The 22,642-nt window shown below is 31.2% G+C and carries 20 protein-coding genes; 1 reads left to right on the forward strand and 19 read right to left on the reverse strand.

Translation table 11 applies throughout. The annotated features are described in order from the left end of the window. Window positions 1–145 precede the first annotated feature (145 nt). On the forward strand, window positions 146–2,296 hold the full coding sequence (locus JOC75_RS12865) for a right-handed parallel beta-helix repeat-containing protein (protein ID WP_204954450.1): 2,151 nt from the start codon (window positions 146–148) through the stop codon (window positions 2,294–2,296). Window positions 2,297–2,742: 446 nt separating this feature from the next. On the opposite strand, the gene JOC75_RS12870 is transcribed toward JOC75_RS12865, so the two are convergent. The 19 genes from JOC75_RS12870 to JOC75_RS12960 all read right to left on the reverse strand — a co-directional run bounded on the left by JOC75_RS12870 (window position 2,743) and on the right by JOC75_RS12960 (window position 22,428). Continuing rightward, on the reverse strand, window positions 2,743–3,798 hold the full coding sequence (locus tag JOC75_RS12870; RefSeq protein ID WP_204954451.1) for a glycosyltransferase family 2 protein: 1,056 nt from the start codon (window positions 3,796–3,798) through the stop codon (window positions 2,743–2,745). Between the two features lie 45 nt (window positions 3,799–3,843). Then, complete coding sequence (locus tag JOC75_RS12875; RefSeq protein WP_338036580.1) at window positions 3,844–5,634, reverse strand: ABC transporter ATP-binding protein; 1,791 nt, start codon at window positions 5,632–5,634, stop codon at window positions 3,844–3,846. Window positions 5,635–6,121: 487 nt separating this feature from the next. Continuing rightward, complete coding sequence (locus JOC75_RS12880; RefSeq protein ID WP_204954453.1) at window positions 6,122–7,309, reverse strand: glycosyltransferase; 1,188 nt, start codon at window positions 7,307–7,309, stop codon at window positions 6,122–6,124. Beyond that, a complete protein-coding gene (locus tag JOC75_RS12885; protein ID WP_204954454.1) occupies window positions 7,306–8,424 on the reverse strand; it encodes a polysaccharide pyruvyl transferase family protein in 1,119 nt (372 codons plus the stop codon). The genes JOC75_RS12880 and JOC75_RS12885 overlap by 4 nt, the downstream gene beginning before the upstream one ends. Window positions 8,425–8,453: 29 nt before the next feature. Beyond that, window positions 8,454–9,623: a glycosyltransferase gene (locus JOC75_RS12890; protein WP_204954455.1), complete on the reverse strand. Its 1,170-nt coding sequence runs from the start codon at window positions 9,621–9,623 to the stop codon at window positions 8,454–8,456. After that, a complete protein-coding gene (locus tag JOC75_RS12895; RefSeq protein ID WP_204954456.1) occupies window positions 9,620–10,657 on the reverse strand; it encodes a glycosyltransferase family 2 protein in 1,038 nt (345 codons plus the stop codon). The genes JOC75_RS12890 and JOC75_RS12895 overlap by 4 nt, the downstream gene beginning before the upstream one ends. Before the next feature lie 14 nt (window positions 10,658–10,671). Beyond that, window positions 10,672–11,865 carry a glycosyltransferase gene (locus JOC75_RS12900; RefSeq protein ID WP_204954457.1) on the reverse strand — a complete coding sequence of 398 codons (1,194 nt, stop codon included), beginning with the start codon at window positions 11,863–11,865 and terminating at the stop codon, window positions 10,672–10,674. Between the two features lie 8 nt (window positions 11,866–11,873). Continuing rightward, the gene (locus tag JOC75_RS12905) at window positions 11,874–12,617 is read right to left on the reverse strand and encodes a glycosyltransferase family 32 protein (RefSeq protein ID WP_204954458.1); all 744 of its coding nucleotides are present in this window, start codon (window positions 12,615–12,617) and stop codon (window positions 11,874–11,876) included. A gap of 46 nt (window positions 12,618–12,663) precedes the next feature. Continuing rightward, window positions 12,664–13,833, reverse strand: coding sequence for a DegT/DnrJ/EryC1/StrS family aminotransferase (locus JOC75_RS12910; RefSeq protein WP_204954459.1), 1,170 nt, complete (start codon window positions 13,831–13,833; stop codon window positions 12,664–12,666). Between the two features lies 1 nt (window position 13,834). Continuing rightward, entirely contained in the window at window positions 13,835–14,470 is a 636-nt protein-coding gene (locus JOC75_RS12915; RefSeq protein WP_204954460.1) for an acetyltransferase, read from the reverse strand. After that, entirely contained in the window at window positions 14,467–15,075 is a 609-nt protein-coding gene (locus JOC75_RS12920) for a sugar transferase (protein WP_204954461.1), read from the reverse strand. Before JOC75_RS12920 ends, JOC75_RS12915 begins: the two co-directional genes overlap by 4 nt. A 13-nt stretch (window positions 15,076–15,088) precedes the next feature. Then, on the reverse strand, window positions 15,089–15,235 hold the full coding sequence (locus JOC75_RS12925) for a YwzD family small protein (protein ID WP_204954462.1): 147 nt from the start codon (window positions 15,233–15,235) through the stop codon (window positions 15,089–15,091). Between the two features lie 11 nt (window positions 15,236–15,246). Next, window positions 15,247–16,317, reverse strand: coding sequence for an EpsG family protein (locus JOC75_RS12930; protein ID WP_204954463.1), 1,071 nt, complete (start codon window positions 16,315–16,317; stop codon window positions 15,247–15,249). Window positions 16,318–16,338: 21 nt separating this feature from the next. Next, the gene (locus JOC75_RS12935) at window positions 16,339–17,229 is read right to left on the reverse strand and encodes a glycosyltransferase family 2 protein (protein WP_204954464.1); all 891 of its coding nucleotides are present in this window, start codon (window positions 17,227–17,229) and stop codon (window positions 16,339–16,341) included. 5 nt (window positions 17,230–17,234) lie between these two features. After that, window positions 17,235–18,341, reverse strand: coding sequence for a glycosyltransferase family 1 protein (locus tag JOC75_RS12940; RefSeq protein ID WP_204954465.1), 1,107 nt, complete (start codon window positions 18,339–18,341; stop codon window positions 17,235–17,237). Beyond that, window positions 18,326–19,483: a glycosyltransferase gene (locus JOC75_RS12945; protein ID WP_204954581.1), complete on the reverse strand. Its 1,158-nt coding sequence runs from the start codon at window positions 19,481–19,483 to the stop codon at window positions 18,326–18,328. Before JOC75_RS12945 ends, JOC75_RS12940 begins: the two co-directional genes overlap by 16 nt. Window positions 19,484–19,530: 47 nt before the next feature. Further along, window positions 19,531–20,412 carry a UTP--glucose-1-phosphate uridylyltransferase GalU gene (gene galU, locus JOC75_RS12950; protein WP_204954466.1) on the reverse strand — a complete coding sequence of 294 codons (882 nt, stop codon included), beginning with the start codon at window positions 20,410–20,412 and terminating at the stop codon, window positions 19,531–19,533. A gap of 17 nt (window positions 20,413–20,429) precedes the next feature. Then, window positions 20,430–22,253: a polysaccharide biosynthesis protein gene (locus tag JOC75_RS12955; protein ID WP_204954467.1), complete on the reverse strand. Its 1,824-nt coding sequence runs from the start codon at window positions 22,251–22,253 to the stop codon at window positions 20,430–20,432. Window positions 22,254–22,272: 19 nt separating this feature from the next. Then, window positions 22,273–22,428: a hypothetical protein gene (locus tag JOC75_RS12960; protein ID WP_204954468.1), complete on the reverse strand. Its 156-nt coding sequence runs from the start codon at window positions 22,426–22,428 to the stop codon at window positions 22,273–22,275. Window positions 22,429–22,642: the final 214 nt, after the last annotated feature.

Here is a 22,642-nt window from a genome sequence, read left to right on the forward strand (position 1 = left end):
ATTAATTATCAACCCTTTGTTTCTTGCTTGTCATTTTTGAAATATAAAATGAAGTTCCATTCTGTCCAAGCAGATTTAAATAGTTAGAATCTTATATATAAATGAATAATGTCAACTTAATATATAGAAAGGATGGTATTCTACTATGGTTAATTTAAGTGATTCCTACTTTGTAGAACTTCAACGATGGGGAATAAAGAATGATGGTACAGATGCTGCTCAAACAACAAATGGTATTAACAATGCACTTTCCTGGGCGAATGAGAATAATTACTATACTGTTGTATTACCAAAAGGTACGTATAGCGTTGCAAAGAATTCTTCCATACTACTATTTAGCAACACACATTATAAATTTCACAATTGTTTTTTCATTAAAGAACCTAACAACCTTACCGGCTACTCTCTTATTACATGTGATGGTATCAAAAATACTACACTTGAAGGAGCAACAGTAAAAGGTGATAGAGAATTACATGATTTTTCCAGTGGGGGCACACATGAATGGGGGCATGGTATTGAATGCAAGAACTCATGTTATAACATTACAATAAAATCGTGTGAAGCTTTTGAATGTACTGGAGATGGTTTTATTACCGCAATGGACTTTTCTGCAATTGGCGGTGCACAGCATCCTGCACATTTTACAAAAGGTGATATTGATAATCAGGGTAATATTAACAGTTCTTTATCTAACTATACGACCGTTTCTAAATTTTTTGATGTTACTGGGGATTTAGTAAAATCAGTTGGATACTTTTATTATTCAGGAGATGGTTATGGAGGTTATGGTACTGGAAGTAATCTTAACAAGACGATCATAAAAGTACATTTTTACACTGCAGATAATACCTATTTAGGATCTAGAAATACTCGTTCTTATGAATTTATATATTTAGAATCTCTACCAGCTAGTACAAAAAAAGTTAGATTCTCATTTTTACAAAATTATGATTTAATGAATGGAAATTTACATTATGTTATGTGTGCAAAAATACCCCAATATATAAATTTCACAAACTGTAAATCCCATAAAAATAGAAGACTCGGTGCATCTATTAATGGAGGAAGATTCGTTACATTTGATAGCTGTGAAATTTATAATAATAGTAATCCTATGAGTGAGTCATCAGGTACCAACCCCGGTTTTGGAATAGATGTTGAAGATGGTTATATGACAAACCAAAAAATAACGGTTAGAAACTGTAATATATATGATAATAGAGCTGGAGCCTTTGTATGTATCAGTACGAGAGGTGTTCACATAGAAAATAATAAATTTCGAGGAGCATTTATTTTCTCTGGCAGTGGAGATGATTATTTATCATTAAATAATATGTACTATGGTGGTATAAGTGGCAGGTCTATAACTAGTGGTAAAGAAGATGATGGTACATTTTGTACGTTTAGAAATGATTCTGTCTTTGGCCATTCAGTTTCAATATTAGCTGGTAATACCACATTAGATAATTGTGTTTTTTCTAGAACGAGTCTTACCTTAAATGGAGGCACAGCAAAATTATTTAATTGTAAACTAAATATAGATGATCCTGATAAAAGTGAAACTTTTTCTTTATCGAGTAGATTTGTTGAAATTCATAATTCAGTATTTGATATAAGAAGAGCTAAAGGTGGTGCTTCAGCATTTTACAACTCAAGTGAAAAAATATTTTTATCCAACGTGAAATTCCTGACAAAAGATGGGGGGGGAGGTCATTATGTCGGCACAAAAAATTTAATTATCGAAAATTGCGAATTTATCCACATTGGCACCAAAGTCAATTATAGTCGAATGATGGTCTCTGAATCAATGAGAGTGGAAAATTCAATATTTAAAAACCAGTCTCTTAGATTTGATGGTGGTAATATTTATGGTACTGAGAAATTAGCAGCAGACACTGGTTATATTACACATTATTTTAAGAATAATAAAGTTATATGGGATGCCCCTTACTCGACCTATACACATGAAGCAAGAGGACCAGGTATTGCTTTTCTATATATACCAAGGTTAGAAATCTCAGAGAATATTTTTAATGTTATTGATCAAGGTGTACCACTTGGTTCATTGAATACATTAAGGGTATTTACAGAAGATCATTTGAACCTTTCTAATAATACAATTGTAACTACTAAAACGTCGAATACTAATACCAAAGGAACAATTACAATAGATGGTGCTTATAGAGTAAGTGGCTCAACTTTACCAAAACCAAAAACGTCGATTTTTGATCAAAACAATGTAACAATTAATTCAGATATAATATATACCAATAATGTGACTACTCAATTATAATAACTCGAAACTCGATACTATTTAACTTTTAATATACCTTTCTATACAACCAGCGCAGAAAAAATACTTATTCTTTGTATAAGAATAAACGATTTAAAGATGTTACAATCTGAAAAGAATGAGCTTCCTAAAATATCAGTAATTTACTAAATTAAATTTTATAAATCGCCTAACAATAGTAACATCAAAAGCTACAAAAGCTGGATGGCCTGCTTTAGAGTGAAAAAAATCGGTTAGATTTGCAACATGTGGAATAAATCAGATTGCCTGAGAAAAAGATTAAATATTACTATTACAGGTATAGTACATCCTGAATATCAATTACCTAAGATTAAAAAAGGAGTCAATCTGCTCCTTTTTTAATCTATGATACCAATATTTATTTACCTCTTTTATTAGTCAAAGCATATATAATAATCTAGATATACAAAATTCAATACTTTTATTTATGAAATCTTAGAGAGCATATTCATTAATAATTTTTTAGGTTTTTTCTTTTTATACATTTTGAAGCCTATTTTGTATAAGTATTCAATATCTTTATTTTTTATTGCATTTAAATATTCTATCTGGAAATACGAATTAGCGCCTACATTATTTGTAGATTCAATTAAACTATTATTTAAAGCATAAATTTCAATATGTCTTTTAATTTCATTTTGACTAAGCCCACTATTAAAAAGATTATACAAACAAGTTTTAAATGTATTTAATAACATAATACTTATTCCATTATACTCAGTTTCTTTAGTGTCCAAAAAATATTCGTCTATGACTTCCTTTTGAATATTATATCCATTTATTATATCATCAAAGAAATAAGGCATATATTTACTTGTAAATCCACCTGATCTATAATAATACAACGGTTTAACTAGAATTTTCACATGATTTGCTCTTAATAAAATCTCTAAATTATAGTAAAGGTCATCCCCTAAAAAAGAAATGCGTTCTAAATATTTACCACTATTTTGTAGTAACTCTTTTTTGTACAATTTTGCACATAAAGATGGTGGAAATGGATGTCCATGAAAATACGCTACTACTAATTTACTTTTTATTTCTTCTTTATTGTAAGTTCTATTCTCATTGAAATATACACTCTTATTCTTTTGTTTTATTAACTTACTGTTTCCAAGGACCCTGAACATATTACATACAGTTATATCAACTTTATCATTGATAGTACTATCATACAAAGTTTCAATTGTTCTTCTATGAATCCAATCGTCAGCATCTACAAACATTATGTATTCTGCACTTGCAACATCTAACCCTTTCCTTCTAGTTGCACAGGATCCTTCATTATCCTTATTAATTACAATAATTCTTTTGTCTTGTTCTTGATACTTCTTACATATCTTCAAACTATTATCAGTAGAACCATCATTTACTAATATTAATTCAAAATCAAGAAATGTTTGGTTAAGAACAGACCTTATACATTTCTCTATGTTTTTTTCTGCGTTATATATAGGCACTACCACGCTGACTTTACTCATTAAAATTCTCCCCTTATTTTTTTGAAATTATAATTTTCCTATCTCTTACACAATTGAGCGTTCTATCTTTTTATCAATCGCTACAAGCTTTCCTTTATTAATTTTGAATACAATATCACAGTTTTGAATTGTACTTAATCTATGGGCTATAATGATCAAGGTTTTTTCACCTTTTAAGCTATCAATAGCCGTCATAATTCCCTTTTCTGTTTCATTATCTAATGCTGATGTTGCTTCATCCATAAATAAGATTTCTGGATTATGATATAGTGCTCGGGCAATTCCAATTCTTTGCCGTTGACCTCCTGAAAGTCTCACACCGCGTTCTCCTATTATTGTTTCTAATTGATCAGGGAGTGATTCAACATATTCTTTTAGTTGTGCCTGTTCTAGTGCTCTCCAAACTGCCTTTTCATCAATTTGTTTTTTTTCCACACCAAAGGCAACATTAGCAGAAATTGTATCATCCGATAGAAATATAGTTTGTGGAATATACCCTATTTTCTTTTGCCAAATTGATATTTGGCTGTTCAATTTCTTATCATCTATTAAAATATCTCCTTTATCTGGACGTAAAAGACCTAGAATTATATCAACAATAGTTGTTTTTCCAGCACCCGATTCACCAATAAACGCAATTGATTGACCAATTGGAATCGTTAAAGATACATCATTTATAGAATAATTCTTTTCATTAGGATATCGAAAGGAAACATTATTTAATTTAATTGAATCACGAAAAGTTCTGTGTCCGTTATTAAGAACCACTGAATCCATATCATTTATACTATCAAAATTCGAAAGGTTATCCTTATTCATCAACAAATCTTCATAGATTACATTCAACGCAGGTTTACTATATCGAATACTTGATATCATAGCGACTACACGATTAAATGAAGGCATAAGTCGAAAAGCCGCCATTGCGAAAAGTGCCATTGTCGATACAAGGTTTGTAGTATTATTTCCTTGAAAAATAATAATTACCATTGTTGTAAGAACTACAGATACTAATAGAGTCTCAATAAAATACCTTGGTACTTGATCTAACATCTTCATGTATAGACTATTGTTAGCTTTAATTTGACTTTGATTTGTAAAAGAGTTTATAAAGAATCTTTCTTTTCCCGATACTTTTACTTCTTTACTTGCCCCTAACCCTTGATTGATCCATTTAATCATTAATCCACTTACTTTTTGCTGTTCATTCCCAAGATGACTAATTTTTTCACGAAAGAATTTTAAAAATAAAAGAACACTTCCAACTAATAAGATAGAGGATGCTATAGTAGCTATAGGCGACGTTATTAAGAGTAGAACTAATATACAAGTAATTACAAGTAACTCAGTTATTAAATGAAAAGTAGACATGATAATTCCTTGAAATACCTTAGGCACTTCTTCATTTATATTTCGTTGTAAATCTGCAGTATTTCGTTGTAAATGAAAAGTATATGGTTTTGTTAAGTATTCATTAAAAAGATTTCGAGAAAGCTTAACTTGTTGATTTAAAATAATTCTATTCTGTACGTAATTAAATATTAGTAGATATATATTTTTCAAAATAAATATTATTAATAAAAATACAACTAAAAACACAATAAAAGTTGTTGTAGATTGAAAATTAAACAATTTATATATGGAGAATAAAATAGCTTGTTCTTGAATAAGGTTTGGGTTAGTTACGATTCCAACTAATGGTACTATCATTCCTATACCTAGTGTTTCAAACAAGGCAGCTATTACTATCATTAGAAAGAGCATAGTTAGCTTTCTTTTTTCTTTCTTGTTAAAGAGCATTAATATTTTTTTTATAGTCTCTATCAATTTGCTCACACCTTTTTTGATTGTTTCAACTTAAAATAAACTTAATAGTTATTTAATCTCAGTATTATCATCTGAAAAGTCTCCAGATTATTTTTATACTTATACAATAGCGCGCTGTCGTTTTTTGGGGGCTACCGTATATTTCATCTTTATTAAAACGAAGAATAGTACATGTTTCACCATCATTTATTTGCTCTTTTCCCTCAGCTAATGTGACACAATACCCTCCATGCCCAAGTGGTTGAACACTATCATAAAATAGTAGCTATAACTATAATGTCCTGCCCTTTTTGAGTAGTTAACCTTCCAACAGTTAGTATACGTATTCCGTAAAATTCATCTAGATAACTCTCGAATTTCTCAGCCAAAGATTTAAATCTTTCTGCAGCAAGAATATTATATTCAGCAAACATGATAATACCCAATGTTCATCTTTCTAGTAACAATTACAATCTTTTTCTTAATTCATATTCAACAAATTTTTAGAAAATCTTTTTTATACAAGACTAGATAATTTTATTATCTCTCTTCTATTGTCAATTTGCAGATTTTCTAAATTGTTTTTAAACTTTTTTCTTAAATCTTTATTAATTAATAAAGATTTAATTCCTTGGTATATTTCATCTTCATCTACACCAACTATCAATCCGGTCTCTCCATTCTTTATTTGTTCTCTTGCACCAGCAAAATCAGTGGTTACAATAGGTCTAACTAAACACCTAGCCTCAGCTAGAGTTATGCAATAGCCTTCATGTCTTGATGGTTGAACATATATATTACACTGTTGAATAAATGGATAGGGATTCTGAGTTTTACCTAACAATATGAATTTATCTCTAAGACCATAATTTTCAATTAATTTTTCATATTCCCCCCTAGAACTACCCTCTCCGACACAATACCACTTTACTTTAAAGCCTTCATTAATTAATCTTGCTAACACTCTAATTGCAATATCTTGACCTTTCTCAGAGGTTAGCCTACCTACAGTCAGTAATCTTAGGCCGCAATAGTTATCATTAAAACCTTCCCCATTTTCCGCTTCTCTTCTAATTAGTTCTGTTGGAACAATATTTGAAAATACTTGAGCTCTTTTATTAAATTCAGGGACTAAACTAATTAACTTTTCCCTAGACTCATTTGAAACAGCAAAGATCTTATCAAATTTTTTGTAGTTTTTTAATGCAAAATGTTTATCGAACCCTATTTTTGTAACATCAAAATGGATCCATTGTATTTTCTTCTTTGCTTTAATTTTATTTATAATAAAATAGCTTATGAAATCCATTGGTCCAGCATAAGCTACAGCTACATCGTATTCTTTTTCTATTACAGGGTAATCTTTCAAAATATACTTAAAGAAAATGCCTCTGTCTTTATAATGCTTTGATATTAAGTAAGAATTAAGTATATTGAAAGATTTCACAAATTTCCTAATCTTAAAAAAACGAAAAGCAGTTTTATGTGGAGGTTTATTAAGTATATCTTTCAAATTATTATAATTATTTAAAAATTCAATCTTAACTTCCGATGGAATAGAACTTAGATAATCCCCATATTTCTCCAACATTAATATTGTAATTTCATAATTTTCTTTTGGCATCTCTGCAATCATGTTAAGCAAAGCCTTTTCAGTTCCACCCACATTCATATTAATAACCATAAATATGATTTTCTTTTTCATATAATCCCTCTAATATTATTTTGATTTAGAAAAACACTAAGTTTTGAAAACTGATTTTTTGCATCATTTGATACCATTTCTAAGTTAATTTTATTATTAAATGATCTAATAAGCGTATTTTCATCATATTGCAGATAAAGTTCATCCATGTTCACTAAAACTTCTGTAAGACCAATATCCTCAATCATATTAGTGGTTTTTTTGCTATAGATGACCGGCATTACTCCGATTCCAAGTAATAAGGCCAATATATTTGCATGAAATCTAGCTGCTATAAATAAATTAAAAGAAGCTATAAGATTTATAGCTTCTTTTAATTCCCCTTTATATTCGTATACAAATACTTTGTTTATCGCTTCAGAAGGAAGTTTAGACTTGATTTCATTGATTACCTGTAAATCACCCTCTTGATCACAAAAAGACATTAAACAGCATTCATACCCCTTACTTATTAAAGTTTCAATCGACTTTACTGTACTATTAATATAATCATTGTGGAAATTTGATAAATCTTGTTTATGTCTAACATCTATTATTGAAAATCCAACCCTTTTTTTATCTGGAGCATTTTTATAATCATTTATGTCCATTTGAAATACAATATCTGGCGCATATCTTACTTGTGATAAATCGCCAAATAGATTATATGAATATAAATCTCTAAAACAAACATCATCACAAAGTTTAAAGAACTCTTTATAATCATTGAGAAAGGCTTCTGACTTATAAGGTCCAAAATTCGCTCCAAGAACAAATACTGATTTCCCTCTAGACTTAAATTCCTTAACCATTTTCATCCGATCTTCATACAGTGTTTGATGATAATCTTCTTCTCTAAAAATAGAACCACCTATAAATAATAACGCATCATGCTCTTTAGCAACTGTATTATAGTTAGTTATTGAATCAGTGATTTTAAGTCGCTGTCCTATTTTATTTATTAATGAATATTTCCTTCTTTTAACATTATTATATGGAGAAATAAATTGATCATAATTACTTCCTAAATGATTAATTGTAAACTCATTATTTGGGAATTTCTTTGCAAGGATATCTAAAAATAAATCATCACCTAAATTAAATTGTAAATAAATATCTACAAAAACTTTCTTCATCTCTATCACCACTCTTTAATTTTCAATTTTCAATTTTCAATTAAATTGTAAAAATTACTTATCTGATTAACGGAACTATAAGGTTCTGTTGAATCTAGTTTTTTCATAACCTTCTCTTTAAAGCTTTTTTCATCCAGATACTTTTTAACACCGTTATATATGCTCTCTATATCATGATCAACAATTAAACCGTCTACTTCGTTTTGGATAATTTCCTTTGCTGTAGGAAAACTTGTACATACAATCGGCCTTTTTAGAATTTTTGCTTCACTTACTGTAAGACCGAATCCTTCCTTTATTGATGTTTGTACATAGATATCACAATTTCTCATATAAATATATGGGTTAACTTTTTTTCCCAGAAAAATAAAGTAGTCCTGTAATTCATAGTCCTCTATCAATTTTTGAAGCTTTTTTCTTTCAGGTCCTTCTCCAATACTAAACCATTTAAATGTATATCCCTCATGCTTGAGTAATTTTGCTACCTCAATAGCCTTTTCGTAGCCTTTTGCTGTTACTAACCTTCCAACGGTTAAAATAATAACTAATGAATTATCAAATTCCTTAGCATCTTCTTCACGTGACATCTTATCAATCATTTTAGGATCAACTATATCTAAAACCAGATCAACTTTATTCTTATATTCTTCTCTAAGTTGGGACACAGAACTTTTTGTATGTTCAGAAACCGCAATAATTTTGTCTATTTTACTGTATGACTTATAATCAAGTTCTTTATCATACAAAGTATTGGCATAATCAGTATTAATCCATGCTAGTTTTTTTGATGCTTTAACCTTATTTGCTACTAAATATGTAGGCATTCCCTGACTATACGCTATTGCAACATCATACATTTTATTTAATGGGGAAATAATCCTACTTATACTTTTAAATACAACCTGCTCACTATGTAAAACGTTTTTTTTATAATTATTTACTCTTAAATTCAAAGAAGTCTTGATTCTATAGTACAGGTTCTCAAAAGTAAATTTGTTTTCTATTGAACTAAAGTATCTAGGTACTGGTAAAATATTTATATACGACGGAACATATTTTTCTAGATCTCCACCTCTTTTAATTAACAATAAGTCTATTTCGTATATAGAGGAATCAATCAAATTTAATAATGAAATTAAACTTTTTTCTGCTCCGCCAATCGTTAGTGAATCAATTACGAAAAGTAGCTTTTTTTTCATAAACTCACTTGCTTTCTTAATGTTAATTTTCTTTTTAGAGTCTTTAGAAGGTTCAAATAATAAATATATATAATACAAGTTTTATAGAATTTGTTTTTTATAAAAAATAAAAAAGGTTTATAGTAAATACTAGTACTCCTAAATTCACTTTTATATTTCATAATATAAGGTATAGAAAGCATTTCCTTAACATTTTGGTCAACTTTTTTATTTCCTATTTTTTTCACATTTTTACTTTGATACTCTACGATACTTAATACAAAATCTTGAATTCGTTTTACAATTATTTTTTTACTTATTTTTTCATCTAATTTAGCCAAATGAAATATTTCTTCAAGATATTCACAAACCATTATATTATTATGTATATAATTTATTGATATGTTTGAACTAATGCTTCCTTGATTCAGTCTGTTGTAATTATATAAATACTCTTGAATTGCAACAATTACCTTGCAACGAGATACATATTGGAGAACAAAAACTAAGTCCTCAGACATAAATATATTTTTATCCATTTTTAAGTTATTCTTTAAAATTACTTCTCTTTTAAAAATCTTACCCCAAAGAACTCCACCTGTTCCCTTACATACCATTTCCATAAACGTGTGTAGTGAAACATTTTCATTAATATTAAAATCCGTATGATTCTTTATCCCATATTTAGAGTAATCTTTATAACCACAACAGACTAAATCAGCATCTAATCTTATCGTTTCTTTTAATAACAATTCAATATACTGTTTATCAACAGTATCATCTGAATCTATAAAAACTAAATATTCACCTGTTGATGATGAAATACCTTTGTTCCTAGCTACAGAAGGCCCATTATTTTCCTGATATAAATAGATTATACGATTATCTCTTTCTTTATACTCCATAATAATTTGTTCACTTTTATCAATTGAACCGTCATTGACAATAATAATCTCAATTTCTAAATATGTTTGATTTAGTATGCTTTCTATACATGTTGAGATATAATTCTCACAATTATAAACTGGTACTATGACGCTTACTTTCGGTACCATGCTTACCTCCATTGTTAATTAACAATTTGATATAATTTATCTAACTCATTACTATTACAGAAATTTGTATTATTACAGTTGTTAATCAATATTTTTCTTTCTTCTGAATTCTTATACAATCTTTCAATACCTGTCGCTAGTCCCTCAACAGATAACTCCGTAATACATCCATCATGCCCATCTTTAACTTGGCTATGTGCGGTTGTATAATTAGTAATCATTACTGGCTTAGAAAGAATTTGAGCTTCCCCCACCGTTACAGCCTTTCCTTCATACCTTGATGGTTGAACATAAAGATCAGCCTCTTTTATAAACGGATAAGGATTAATTTGCTTCCCTAATAGAAAGAACCTATCTTCTAGTTTAGCTTCTTTAATCATGTCTTTGATGATAGAATCATCCCCACCATATCCCACTACATACCAAGCAAGATCATGAAAACCTTTTTCTTTCAATATCTTTAGAGCCCTTACTGCATTATCTATCCCTTTGGCATGTGAAAGTCTAGCAACTGTTACTATTTTAAACCTATTATCCTTCATCATTGGATGATCAACTTTTTCATTAGCCATCTCCCTAATAAACTCTGGAGATGTTATATTTTCGATTACAATAACCTTATCTTCTAATTCACCGTATTTTTTCAAGAATGCCATTTTACAAGCCTCAGAAACAGCTATTATATAGTCAAACTTCCTCCACAATTTTAAATCCATTTGAATGTTTGTCTCAACAGTTGAAAAATCGGTATGAATCCACGCAATTTTTTTCTTTGCGTTAACCTTCTCAGCAACAAAATAATGTGGCCATAAATAGCTAATCGCAACATCGTAATGTTTCGCTACTTTTGGAAGAAAGGGTAAAGCATACAACCACATTAGCTGCATTTGATAATAGCCTGACTCTTCCATTCTTTTTATTTTTCCTAAAAGATCTGCATTTACCTTAGAAAATATACGTGATACGCCTATTCCATACTGCTTTTCTTTTAAGATTTCTCCTATTGATTTCCTATATGTTGAGTATTGTGGAATTTCGTTTAATAAATTTACTTTATTAGAAACTAAATCTAGAAAATCACCTTGATGTTTGTATAACATTAAATCAACAGCATAATTTTCGTAATCAAAGTTGTTAAGCATGCTAATAAGACTTCTTTCTACCCCGCCAACTTCCATATCAAAAGAAGATATCAATATTTTTTTCATATTTTCTCCTAAACATTTGAAACAATTTTTCTGATCTTAGCCATATTATCTCCACCTATTACCTTAGCTACTACTGATTTTACATTACTTTTAAATCTAGCTTTTGGTGGTAACCAGCTTTTATAGAAGTGATGCATGGCATACGTATTTTCAGTTATAAACTTCCTGCAGTTAATATAATCATATGGTGAGAAGTATGTTTGGGGATAAAAAGTCCCTATGTCTCCTAGTTCTTGATATTGTCCATTCATTTTTAAGCCTCTGCTTTTTAATATCTCAGAAACAATAGCCACATTAGTTAAATCATTGAAACTACCATCTTTGTTGACAAAACACTTTTGGTTATATGAATCTAAAAATAATTGAATTAATTTATTTCTCTTTCTTGAACCAATCGTACTAGTTGCTATATAGTTTTCTTGTTCATATCCCCAAAATGACTCGTGATGTAATAAATCGTCAAATGATTTAAACACCTCTACATCAGTATCTAGGTATATTCCACCAAAATGATAGAGAGCATATACTCTTGCATAATCACTTACAAAAGCAAATTTGCCAAATTCATAAGCTTCTTTTACATATCTATTGCTATTTATATCAAAATTATTTTCATTCCATTCCCTTATTTCGTAACCAGATAATTGAATTTCCCAGCTCGCTATACATTTTTTCACAATATCAGGTTTTTCTTTTCCACCGAACCAACAATAATGTATAATTTTAGGGATTTTATTCGTCTTTTCATTCATTTTTTTATAAACCTTCCCTTCAACCATGTTCATTATATAAAAGAGATCAAAGTGAAACTCTCATTTTTAATAATTCCTTTACACATTTTATGACTCTCATTTGATCTTCTTCCGTCATATTCGAACCTGAAGGAAGGCATAGCCCTGTACTGAACAAATTTTCTGACACACTCATATTTTCACAATGAGAATAGTAGTTAACACCTTCAAATAATGGTTGCATGTGCAGTGGTTTCCAAACAGGACGTGCTTCAATCTTTTCTTCAGATAAAGCCTTTAAAATAGAGGGTACGGAAGTGCCTATAACTCCCTCATCAATTGTTAATGCAGTGAGCCAACGATTTGATATTGTATGTTGTAATTGCGGCATGAAATGAAGCCCTGGAATAGAACATAACTCTTGCTTGTAACGATCAAATAGTAGCCTTCTTGCCTGAACCCTTTCATCCAATACCTCTAATTGTGCTCTACCAATACCAGCAAGGATATTGCTCATTCGATAATTAAAACCAATAGTACTATGTTGATAGTGGAGTGCATGATCCTTCGCTTGAGTTGCTAAAAACCTTGCTTTCTTTAATGCTTCAACATCATTCGATACTAGCATTCCTCCACTAGAGGTTGTAATAATTTTGTTTCCATTAAATGAAAAAATACCAAACTTTCCAAATGATCCACTAGCTTTCCCTTTATAAGTAGATCCGAGAGATTCGGCCGCGTCCTCAATTATTGGTACGTTATATTGATTACATATTGTAACGATTTCATCCATTTTGGCACTTTGTCCGTATAAATTAACAACAATTACTGCTTTAGGAAGATTTCCATTCATACATGCTTCTTTTAAAGCTTTCTCAAGAGCTTGAGGAGACATATTCCACGTTTCAGGCTCTGAATCGATGAAAACTGGCTCTGCTCCCTGGTAAAGAATTGGATTAGCACTCGCAACAAAAGTTAAAGTAGAACAAAATACTTTGTCTCCCTTTTTTACATCTAATAAAGAAAGAGCCAGATGAATTGCTGCAGTACCAGAACTTACGGCAACAGCTTCACTGACTCCTACATAATGGGCTATTTCTTTTTCAAATGCATCAACATTTGGTCCTAACGGAGCAATCCAATTTGTTTCAAATGCATCATGAATATAGTTCATTTCATTTCCACTCATGTGCGGAGCAGAAAGAAATATTCTTTTTTGATCGCTTTTTTGCAGCATATTACACCTCCTCCTTTATTTTTGATTTGGCTGGAATACCAACCGCAGTTGTATTGGATGGAATTGAGTTTATGACAGTTGCACCTGCTCCGATCGTCGACCAATCTCCTACCTTTACATTCGGAATAAGATTCGCACCTGTTCCTATATGTGCCCCCTCCCCTAATGAAACAGAACCTGCTAGCGTTGCATTTGGAGATACATGAGCAAAATCATTTATTCTATTGTCATGTTCCACAATTGAACCTGTATTAACAATAACGTGATTGCCAATAACAGCATCTGCATTTACTACAGTATTTGCCATAACAACTGTTCCTTTTCCAATCCTAGCACTAGGACTTATAACTGCTGAAGGATGGATAAAAGTCATATAATGATGCTCTTCAAGTTTCATTTTATTAACAATCTTTTTCCTACTTTGATTATGTCCAATTGCTATGATAAATTTGGTTTCATCAAATTTATCCATTAGAAATTGATATGCTGATATTGGAGCATAAAATAGTTCGTCTTCAATCCAATAATCTTCAAATTTATCATCTAAATAACCAGCAATATGTATATTCTTATCTGATAAAATAATATCTTTCACTACTTTACTATGACCACCAGTTCCTATAATGACAATATTCATCGTTGGCCCTCTCTTATGTTTGAACCTTTAAACTTCTCGACAGTCACATTTCCTGGTTGATTTATATCTTGTGATTTAATAACCTTATATATAGTTAAATAGAGAATTTTTATGTCTAATATAAATGTCCTATTTGTTACATACCACACATCTAACTTAAATTTTTCTTCCCAAGAAATACTATTGCGACCATTTATTTGTGCCCACCCAGTTATTCCAGGCCTAACTTTATGCCGCTTTGCCTGTTCGGCTGTGTAAAGTGACAGATAGTCCATTAATAAAGGCCTCGGACCTACTAAACTAATATCTCCCTTGATCACATTTATTAACTGTGGGAATTCGTCTAAACTAGTTCTTCTTAAAAACTTACCAAAAGGAGTTAACCTAAATTCATCAGGCAACAACTCACCATTTTCATTCTTTTCATCTGTCATTGTACGAAATTTATAAAAATAAAAAGGCTTACCATGTAAGCCAGGTCGTAGTTGTTTGAAAAAGATTGGTGAGCCTAGTTTCATTCGTATCATAAACGCTACTACAACCATTAGTGGGGAAAGTAAGATAAGTATACTGACAGAAACACCAAAATCAAAAATTCGTTTCATTTTTTCCCCTCTCTCACTTCGTTGTGTATGACAAAAACTGTTGTTTAATATCTTCTATTAATTCCAAAACACTGATATTTTCTGTTTCTTGTCCTTTATTATAAACATTCACTAAAATTTCCTGTAAATGTTGCTCAGTTAACTTCTCATCAGATTTCATTTTCTACCCTCTTAAAAATTTATATATTCACTTCGATAATACAAATTTAACGATATAACTTGTTCATAATAAAAATACAAAAAATAACAAACTAATAAACCATAGTAAACAAACTTCCTACTATTCTCTTTAAAAAGATATATGATCCAAGAAATTAAAATTAAGTTGTATAGACTAAAATAAATATTAAATCTTGCAAATATCCAATTTTGTGTTGCAATAATTGTAAATAATAATCCTATAATTGAAATATTTACGATGATGTCACTTTTAGGCCAAAGCTCTCTTAATTTATGCCTTCCTAAATATGCGATTACAATAGGTACGGCATCAACAAGTACCCTTATCTTATTTGCTCCACCCTCGGCAAAATCACTATAATCTCCGTATTGGGAATTTTCGAGTACAGAAAACAGTAGTTTAGAAAATTGATCAAATCCTAAAACAATTAATATAGCGAGAGTTAATAACAAAAATGTAGTTTTCGTCCAAGCTTCTCTACGAACAATAAAATATATAGGTAATAGGATTAGAGCACTCTCATGAAACGTAGAGGCGAAAAGAACTACTAAAAAATATTGTTTGAATTTCCCATTTAACAAATACTTAGTTGCCCAAAATATAATAGAAGCTGCTAGAAATTGCCGTACACCATTCATCGAAACAATAAACATTCCAGATGTTATGAATACATACAGGCTTAATTCAATCATTTTAGAATATTTATATAATGTAATGACTATTAATATATTTGTAACAAAGGCTGTTATAAATAAGAGAATTTGTGGATCGTTCGATATATTCTTTAAATACATCTGCAAAACACTAAAACCTGGATCTTTATTTCCTAGTGCATATTCCCAAGTGAAGTTAGTTGTTTCAAATGCATGCATATAGAAATAGGTATCTCCAATTGTGTTTCTTAAACCAGAAACTAGTACTAAACATGATACAACAAGAAATATCATTAACTTATTAGGTCTAATTAATATGTAATCATGAGTAGCACCACTTGCTGGAACATACCTTGATATGAAAGCCACAATAAACACGATGAGAAGTAAGTACCAAAGTACAGTCATTTAATTACCCTTTCGATATAACTAATTCAACCTCGTTTTTGTTCTAGACATGATCAAGAAATACAATATAAGTCCTAAAGGCGTTGCCAAGAACGTTAACAGTCTAGAAGGAGATTCTTTAATAAAATTTTTATTCTTTGAAATAAGACTACTAGAGACATAGTGAATTGCTTGCCTATATTTGAATTTCATATCAGCAAATGGTAACTTCATTAACTCTTTACGGTAGAAAGCAAAACCTTTTGGGTTAACTCTATATTGTTTTAACATATTCAATGAAGATCCATCTGGTAAATACTCAACAACACAAAGAATTTCATTCAAAAGAAGCAAAGGGAATTCTTCATCTAACTTATGGTATTTATATGCTAGCCCTACATACTTTTCATTTTCAAATATGGGGTATGAATATTTTTTTGTTAACTCAGATCTATAAACAAGCTTCTTATCTCCCTTTACATCATGTTTATTATAAAGATCAAATAAAGTAGATTCTTTTATAGATGCTGGCATTTTTGTGCCTATAATTTCTCCATTTTTAAATGAATCAAGACCAATCATCCCACTAACTTGATCACTACCATGTTTCTCCCAAAAATCAAGAATTTTTTCAACTGCATCAATCGGCATACAATCATCAGAATCAATACATACATTTAATTCTGTATCAATATTCTCATATGCGGTATTGTGAGCACCGTGCATTCCCTGGTTATCTTGCTTTATATAACGAATTTCAATATCGTCTTCCCTTTTCCACGTTTCAACTAATTCTTCCGTATTATCAGTAGATCCATCATCGATTATTAACCATATAAATTTTTTGTTCGTCTGAGACTTTAAACTTTCATAACAAACATGCAAACAATACGCTCTATTAAAGGTGGGAGTGAATACAGTCAACTTCTTCAACACTTTCACCTCGCATTTTCCATGTAAAAATCATGAATAAAATTGGCAGTATTTTTAATATCATATCCTTTTTGAGATAGTGCTTCATGCGGAATATTGCGACTTTCCTTTTTACTTAAAACCTCAACTATTTCTTCTACCCATACATTTTTCCTATTTATCGGTAAAAATTTCACAAGATTAATCCCCATATCTACTTCTTTCGTAATGTTCTCAGAAATTAAACATGGTAATCCTGCACCCTGTGCTTCTATCAAAGTTACAGGTAACCCTTCATGAAAGGATGGAAAAACGAATAAATCAAAAGCTTGTAATAAGCTATTGATATCACTACGAACCCCAAGAAACTTTACTTTCTCTTCCAAACCTAATCTTTTCACTTTTTCTTCTATGTCAGATCGTAAAGCACCATCCCCAACTAAAACTAAACATGCTTTAGGTTCAATGATATTTAGTTCACTAAAAACATCAATTAAAAATGAATGATTCTTTTGGTGATTGAAGCGTCCAACATTTCCTAAAACTAATCTGTCTTCTACTCCAAGCTCATTACGAATTTTATCTCTTATTTTCTTTGAAAATGTAAATTTCTCAGTATCAATCCCGTTTTTCAACAACTTGGAGGAATTTGCTTTATTTTTAAATAGCCATTTTGCTGCTGAATTTGAACATGCTAAATAGTGAGTTGCTGATTTCCCTATATTGATGCCTGCATATTCTTTATAAAGCTTTGCAGCAAAACCTCCTTCACTCTGTGTATTATGACTATGAGCTATACGAACCTGAATCCCAGCTTTCTTAGCAGCCTCAAGAACAAAACCACTCATTTTATCCATGTGTGAATGGACAATTTGGTAATGTTTATTTGCATTGAAAAATTGGTTTAAATTCTTAATGTAATGAAAATGTCCTCTATCCGTAATGTAAGGGATTGTGTGGAGCTTTCCGCCCAATTCTAAGATCTCCTGATCAAATACTCCTTCTTTACATGTTAAAAAGTCGAATTGTATTTTCGAACGATCAATGTTGCGATATAAATTCATGATGAGGGTTTCGGCTCCACCACGATTCATATTAACGACAACATGCAATACTCTTATTGGGCCATCCATCTTTTCCCCTCCATTTCTTCCATAAATCTCTCATATAGATGACTTTTTTCAATTACTATTATTTTCAAACTATATATCTCTTCAATTCTGTCTCGACCATTCTTACCTAAATTTGTGAGAAGAAGATTCTCATTTGCTAGAAGTATTATTTTATCAGCCATATCATATGTTTTTACAGGATCGATAGTCCAACCATTATATTGATCCACAATCAACTCATTATGTCCCCGATTCTTCGTAGCGATCACAGGCAATCCACACGCCATTGCTTCCATAATATTAACAGGCAAGCCTTCTCGTAAACTTGAAGCAACTGCGATATCACACATTGGAAGAATGTCGACTATATCAGTCCGGTATCCTAAAAAATCAACCATATTTTCAACACCAAGTTCTGTAGCTAACTTTCTACAAGACTTCTGTAGAACACCTTCACCTGCTAAAAGCAACTTTGCATGAGGGACAGTTTCCTTTATTTTTGCTAGTGTTCTTATTAACAACTGCTGATTCTTATTTTTGTTAAATTCCGCAGCGTAAAAGAGCAAAAAATCATCTTTATTGTAACCAAATTTTACTCTTCGTTTGAGTTTATCTACTTCGTTTATCGGCTTAAACCTTTCAGTATCCACCCCAACACCGTTTACATGTTCAACTTCCTTAGACATGAATCGATGGGTGATAGCACGATGGTAATCTTCCTCATTAATTGTGATTAAGCAATCTGTATATCTCGCAAGCATCTTCTCAATCGGATAATAAAGCAGCCAGTTCATCAACGGGGCTCCCTTACAAAAATGAAAACCATGTGCTGTATAAAGCACTTTTGTGCCATTTTTTCGTGTTTGCTTTGCTGCTAGCCTAGTAATAACTCCACCCATCGGAGTGTGACAATGTATGATTTGATAGTCATTCTCGTTAATAATTAACTTTAATTCCTCATAAGCTGCTAGATTTTTATAATTGAAAGGTGACCTCTGAATCGGAATATTAAACTTCTTATCAACATATTGGATTTCCATATCTCCACTAGCTGCAACATGAACCTCCCAGCCTTTTTCCTTAAACCATTTTAAAATAGGAAGATGAAATGCCTTAAAGTGATAGTCAACAGTTGCACAAAATAATACTTTATTTGCCACAATGTATCATCCTTTTTTCAAAAGAAAAAACACCTAGTAATGACTAGGTGTTAAATCTCTGTTACTTCTTTTTCTATAACTTTATTTAAAAAGTTTAGTAGCTCATATCTTAAGTCGTCGCGCTGCAGTGCAAGCTCAATCGTTGTTTGAATAAAGCCCATTTTTTCTCCAACATCATAGCGTTTGCCTTCAAAATTATATGCATAGATTGCTTCATAATTGTTTAGTGTTGCAATAGCATCTGTAAGTTGGATTTCTCCACCAGCACCTGGCTTTTGCTCTGCTAACATTTCAAAGATTTTTGGACTTAAAATATAACGGCCCATTATAGCAAGGTTTGAAGGAGCGTCTTTCAATTGTGGCTTTTCAATCAAATTTTGAACATTATAAAATCGTTCCCCTACTTCAACAGCATCTACAATTCCGTATCGTGATACTTCTTCGTCTTTTACATGTTGAACACCAATGATTGAAGCATTGTAACGTTCATACTGATCAATCATTTGCTTTAAACATGGCTTCTCAGCTCTAACGATATCATCACCTAACAAAACGGCAAAAGGCTCATTCCCAATGAACTTTCTTGCACACCAGATCGCATGACCAAGACCACGTGGTTCCTTTTGACGAATATAATGAATATCAACTAACTTTGATGCTTTTTGAACTTCATTTAAAAGCTCAATTTTTCCTTTTTCAGCTAATGTATGTTCTAACTCAAACGAATGATCAAAATGATCCTCAATCGCACGTTTTCCTTTACCAGTCACAATAATAATATCTTCAATCCCGGATTCTACCGCTTCCTCAACAATGTATTGAATCGTTGGCTTATCAACGATTGGGAGCATTTCCTTTGGCATTGCTTTTGTTGCTGGCAAAAATCTCGTTCCTAATCCTGCAGCTGGGATAATCGCTTTTCTGACCTTCACGGTGACACTCTCCTCTATTAAACTGAGACTAATTTTTTATTATAGACAACTCTTGCATTTGCTAAATCTAGTAATGATTTTCGTAAATGATCACGATCAAGTGATTTAAAATTTTTAATAATGAAATCTATTTCTTCAATATATAACTCAGATGTTTTACCAATGTAGATTTTAGGATAAATTTGCTCTTCGTGAACTTCTTCACTGCCTAGTAGTTCTTCAAAAAGCTTTTCACCTGGTCTCATACCTGTGTATTCAATTCCGATTTCATCTAGATTATTTCCTGATAATTTTATTAGGTTTATTGCTAGATCGACAATTTTTACAGGTTCTCCCATATCTAAGACGAAAATTTCCCCGCCCTTAGCAAGAGCTCCAGCTTGAATCACTAGTCTAGATGCTTCAGGAATTGTCATAAAATAACGAACCATATCAGGGTGAGTAACTGTTACAGGTCCACCACTTTGTATTTGTTTTTTGAAAAGAGGAATAACACTTCCTCTACTACCAAGAACATTACCGAATCGTACAGCTACAAATCTTGTAGGACTAATTTGATCGAAATGCTGAATGATCATCTCTGCTAATCTTTTCGTCGATCCCATTACGCTCGTTGGGTTAACGGCTTTGTCTGTTGAGATCATGACGAAGGTTTCAACTCCATGAATACTTGACGCTTGAGCAATATTTCTTGTTCCTATCATATTGTTTTTTACTGCTTCCTCTGGACTACGTTCCATTAAAGGTACATGTTTATGAGCAGCAGCATGATAAACAACATGTGGTTGGTATTCTTTTATAACATTCGACAATTTGTCATAATCTTGTAAATCCGCAATTTCAGTAATGAAATCGATCCCAGATGTTTTGAATAGATCTTTTAACTCCAATTCAATGGTGTAGATGCTGTTCTCTCCGTGTCCTAATAAAATTAGTGCTTTTGGCTTGAAGCTAGAAATTTGTCTGCAAATTTCAGATCCAATTGATCCCCCTGCACCAGTTACTAGAATTACTTTATTTGTTACATATTCACTTATACTAGTAATATCTAGCTCTATTGTTTCTCGACCAAGAAGATCTTCCACTTGAACATCTCGAAATTGATTTACAGAAACTTTACCTGTCATAAGATCTTCAAGCATAGGAATCATTTGTGTTTTCGCATTTGTTTTTGCACACTCTTTGAATATATGGTTCAATTGCTTTTTATTAAGTGAAGGTATAGCAATGACTATGTTTGCTATATTGAATTCTTTCGTAATTTTCTCAATCTGATCTACACCACCAGCTACAGGAATTCCTAATATATCTAATTTTTGTTTCTTCGTATTATCATCAATAAATGCAACTGGTTGTAACTCTGCATCATGATTTTGGAGTAATTGTCTTGCCACCATTGTTCCGGCAGAACCGGCACCGATAATAAGTGTTCGTTTTTGATTTATTGTGTTTCTTAAATATGTATCACGATATACCCTCCAAACAAATCGTGAGCCTCCAATAAACAGCAAATGGATCATCCAAGTAATGGCCAGGATGCGAAAATCTATTTGACGTAGAACAACTTGCTGTACAATAGCTGTAACGATAATCGTAAGAGTAATAACTTTAAAAATACTAATAAGTTCCCCTACACTTGCATATTCCCATGCTTTTTTATAAAGCTTATAAGTAAAAGAAAAAAGATGATGACTTAGTAATAGTGCAATTGAGCTGATAAAAACAGGAAGAGTTAGTGTTTGCATGTTGGGGTTTATTAAAGCCTGACTAAAGTAAATAGTTGATAATACAATGATTGAATCTAATCCGATTAATAACCAGATTCGACTATGATAGGACAAAGCATCTCACTCCTTTCATTTAATTTTGCGATGTTTTCTTTAATAACATTGTTCTTTTTTGTATGGCAAAATCTAGTTCCCTTTTAAATAACTCAAGCTGTTCTATTGAAGCATCTTGTTTTATGTATCGCACGAGTTTCTTCATTGCTTTTGGAAATTGATCAAATTCCTTCATTTCTTTAGGCTCCTTTTATACTAAAATAATTACGAATAAATCTCGTTTCCAAGATATATGCGTAATTATTTTAATAAAAATGGGCATTTAACCCGCCCTCACACCATACTCTTGACGACAAGCGCCTAAGGTTTCTTTCAACCCACAGTATGACCGAGTACCTCCTTAGATAAAGGCTAGGAGACATCACCTGAATTTTATTCCGACCATATAA

Origin of the sequence: Metabacillus crassostreae (assembly GCF_016908395.1) — a bacterium.
Classification (GTDB): domain Bacteria; phylum Bacillota; class Bacilli; order Bacillales; family Bacillaceae; genus Metabacillus; species Metabacillus crassostreae.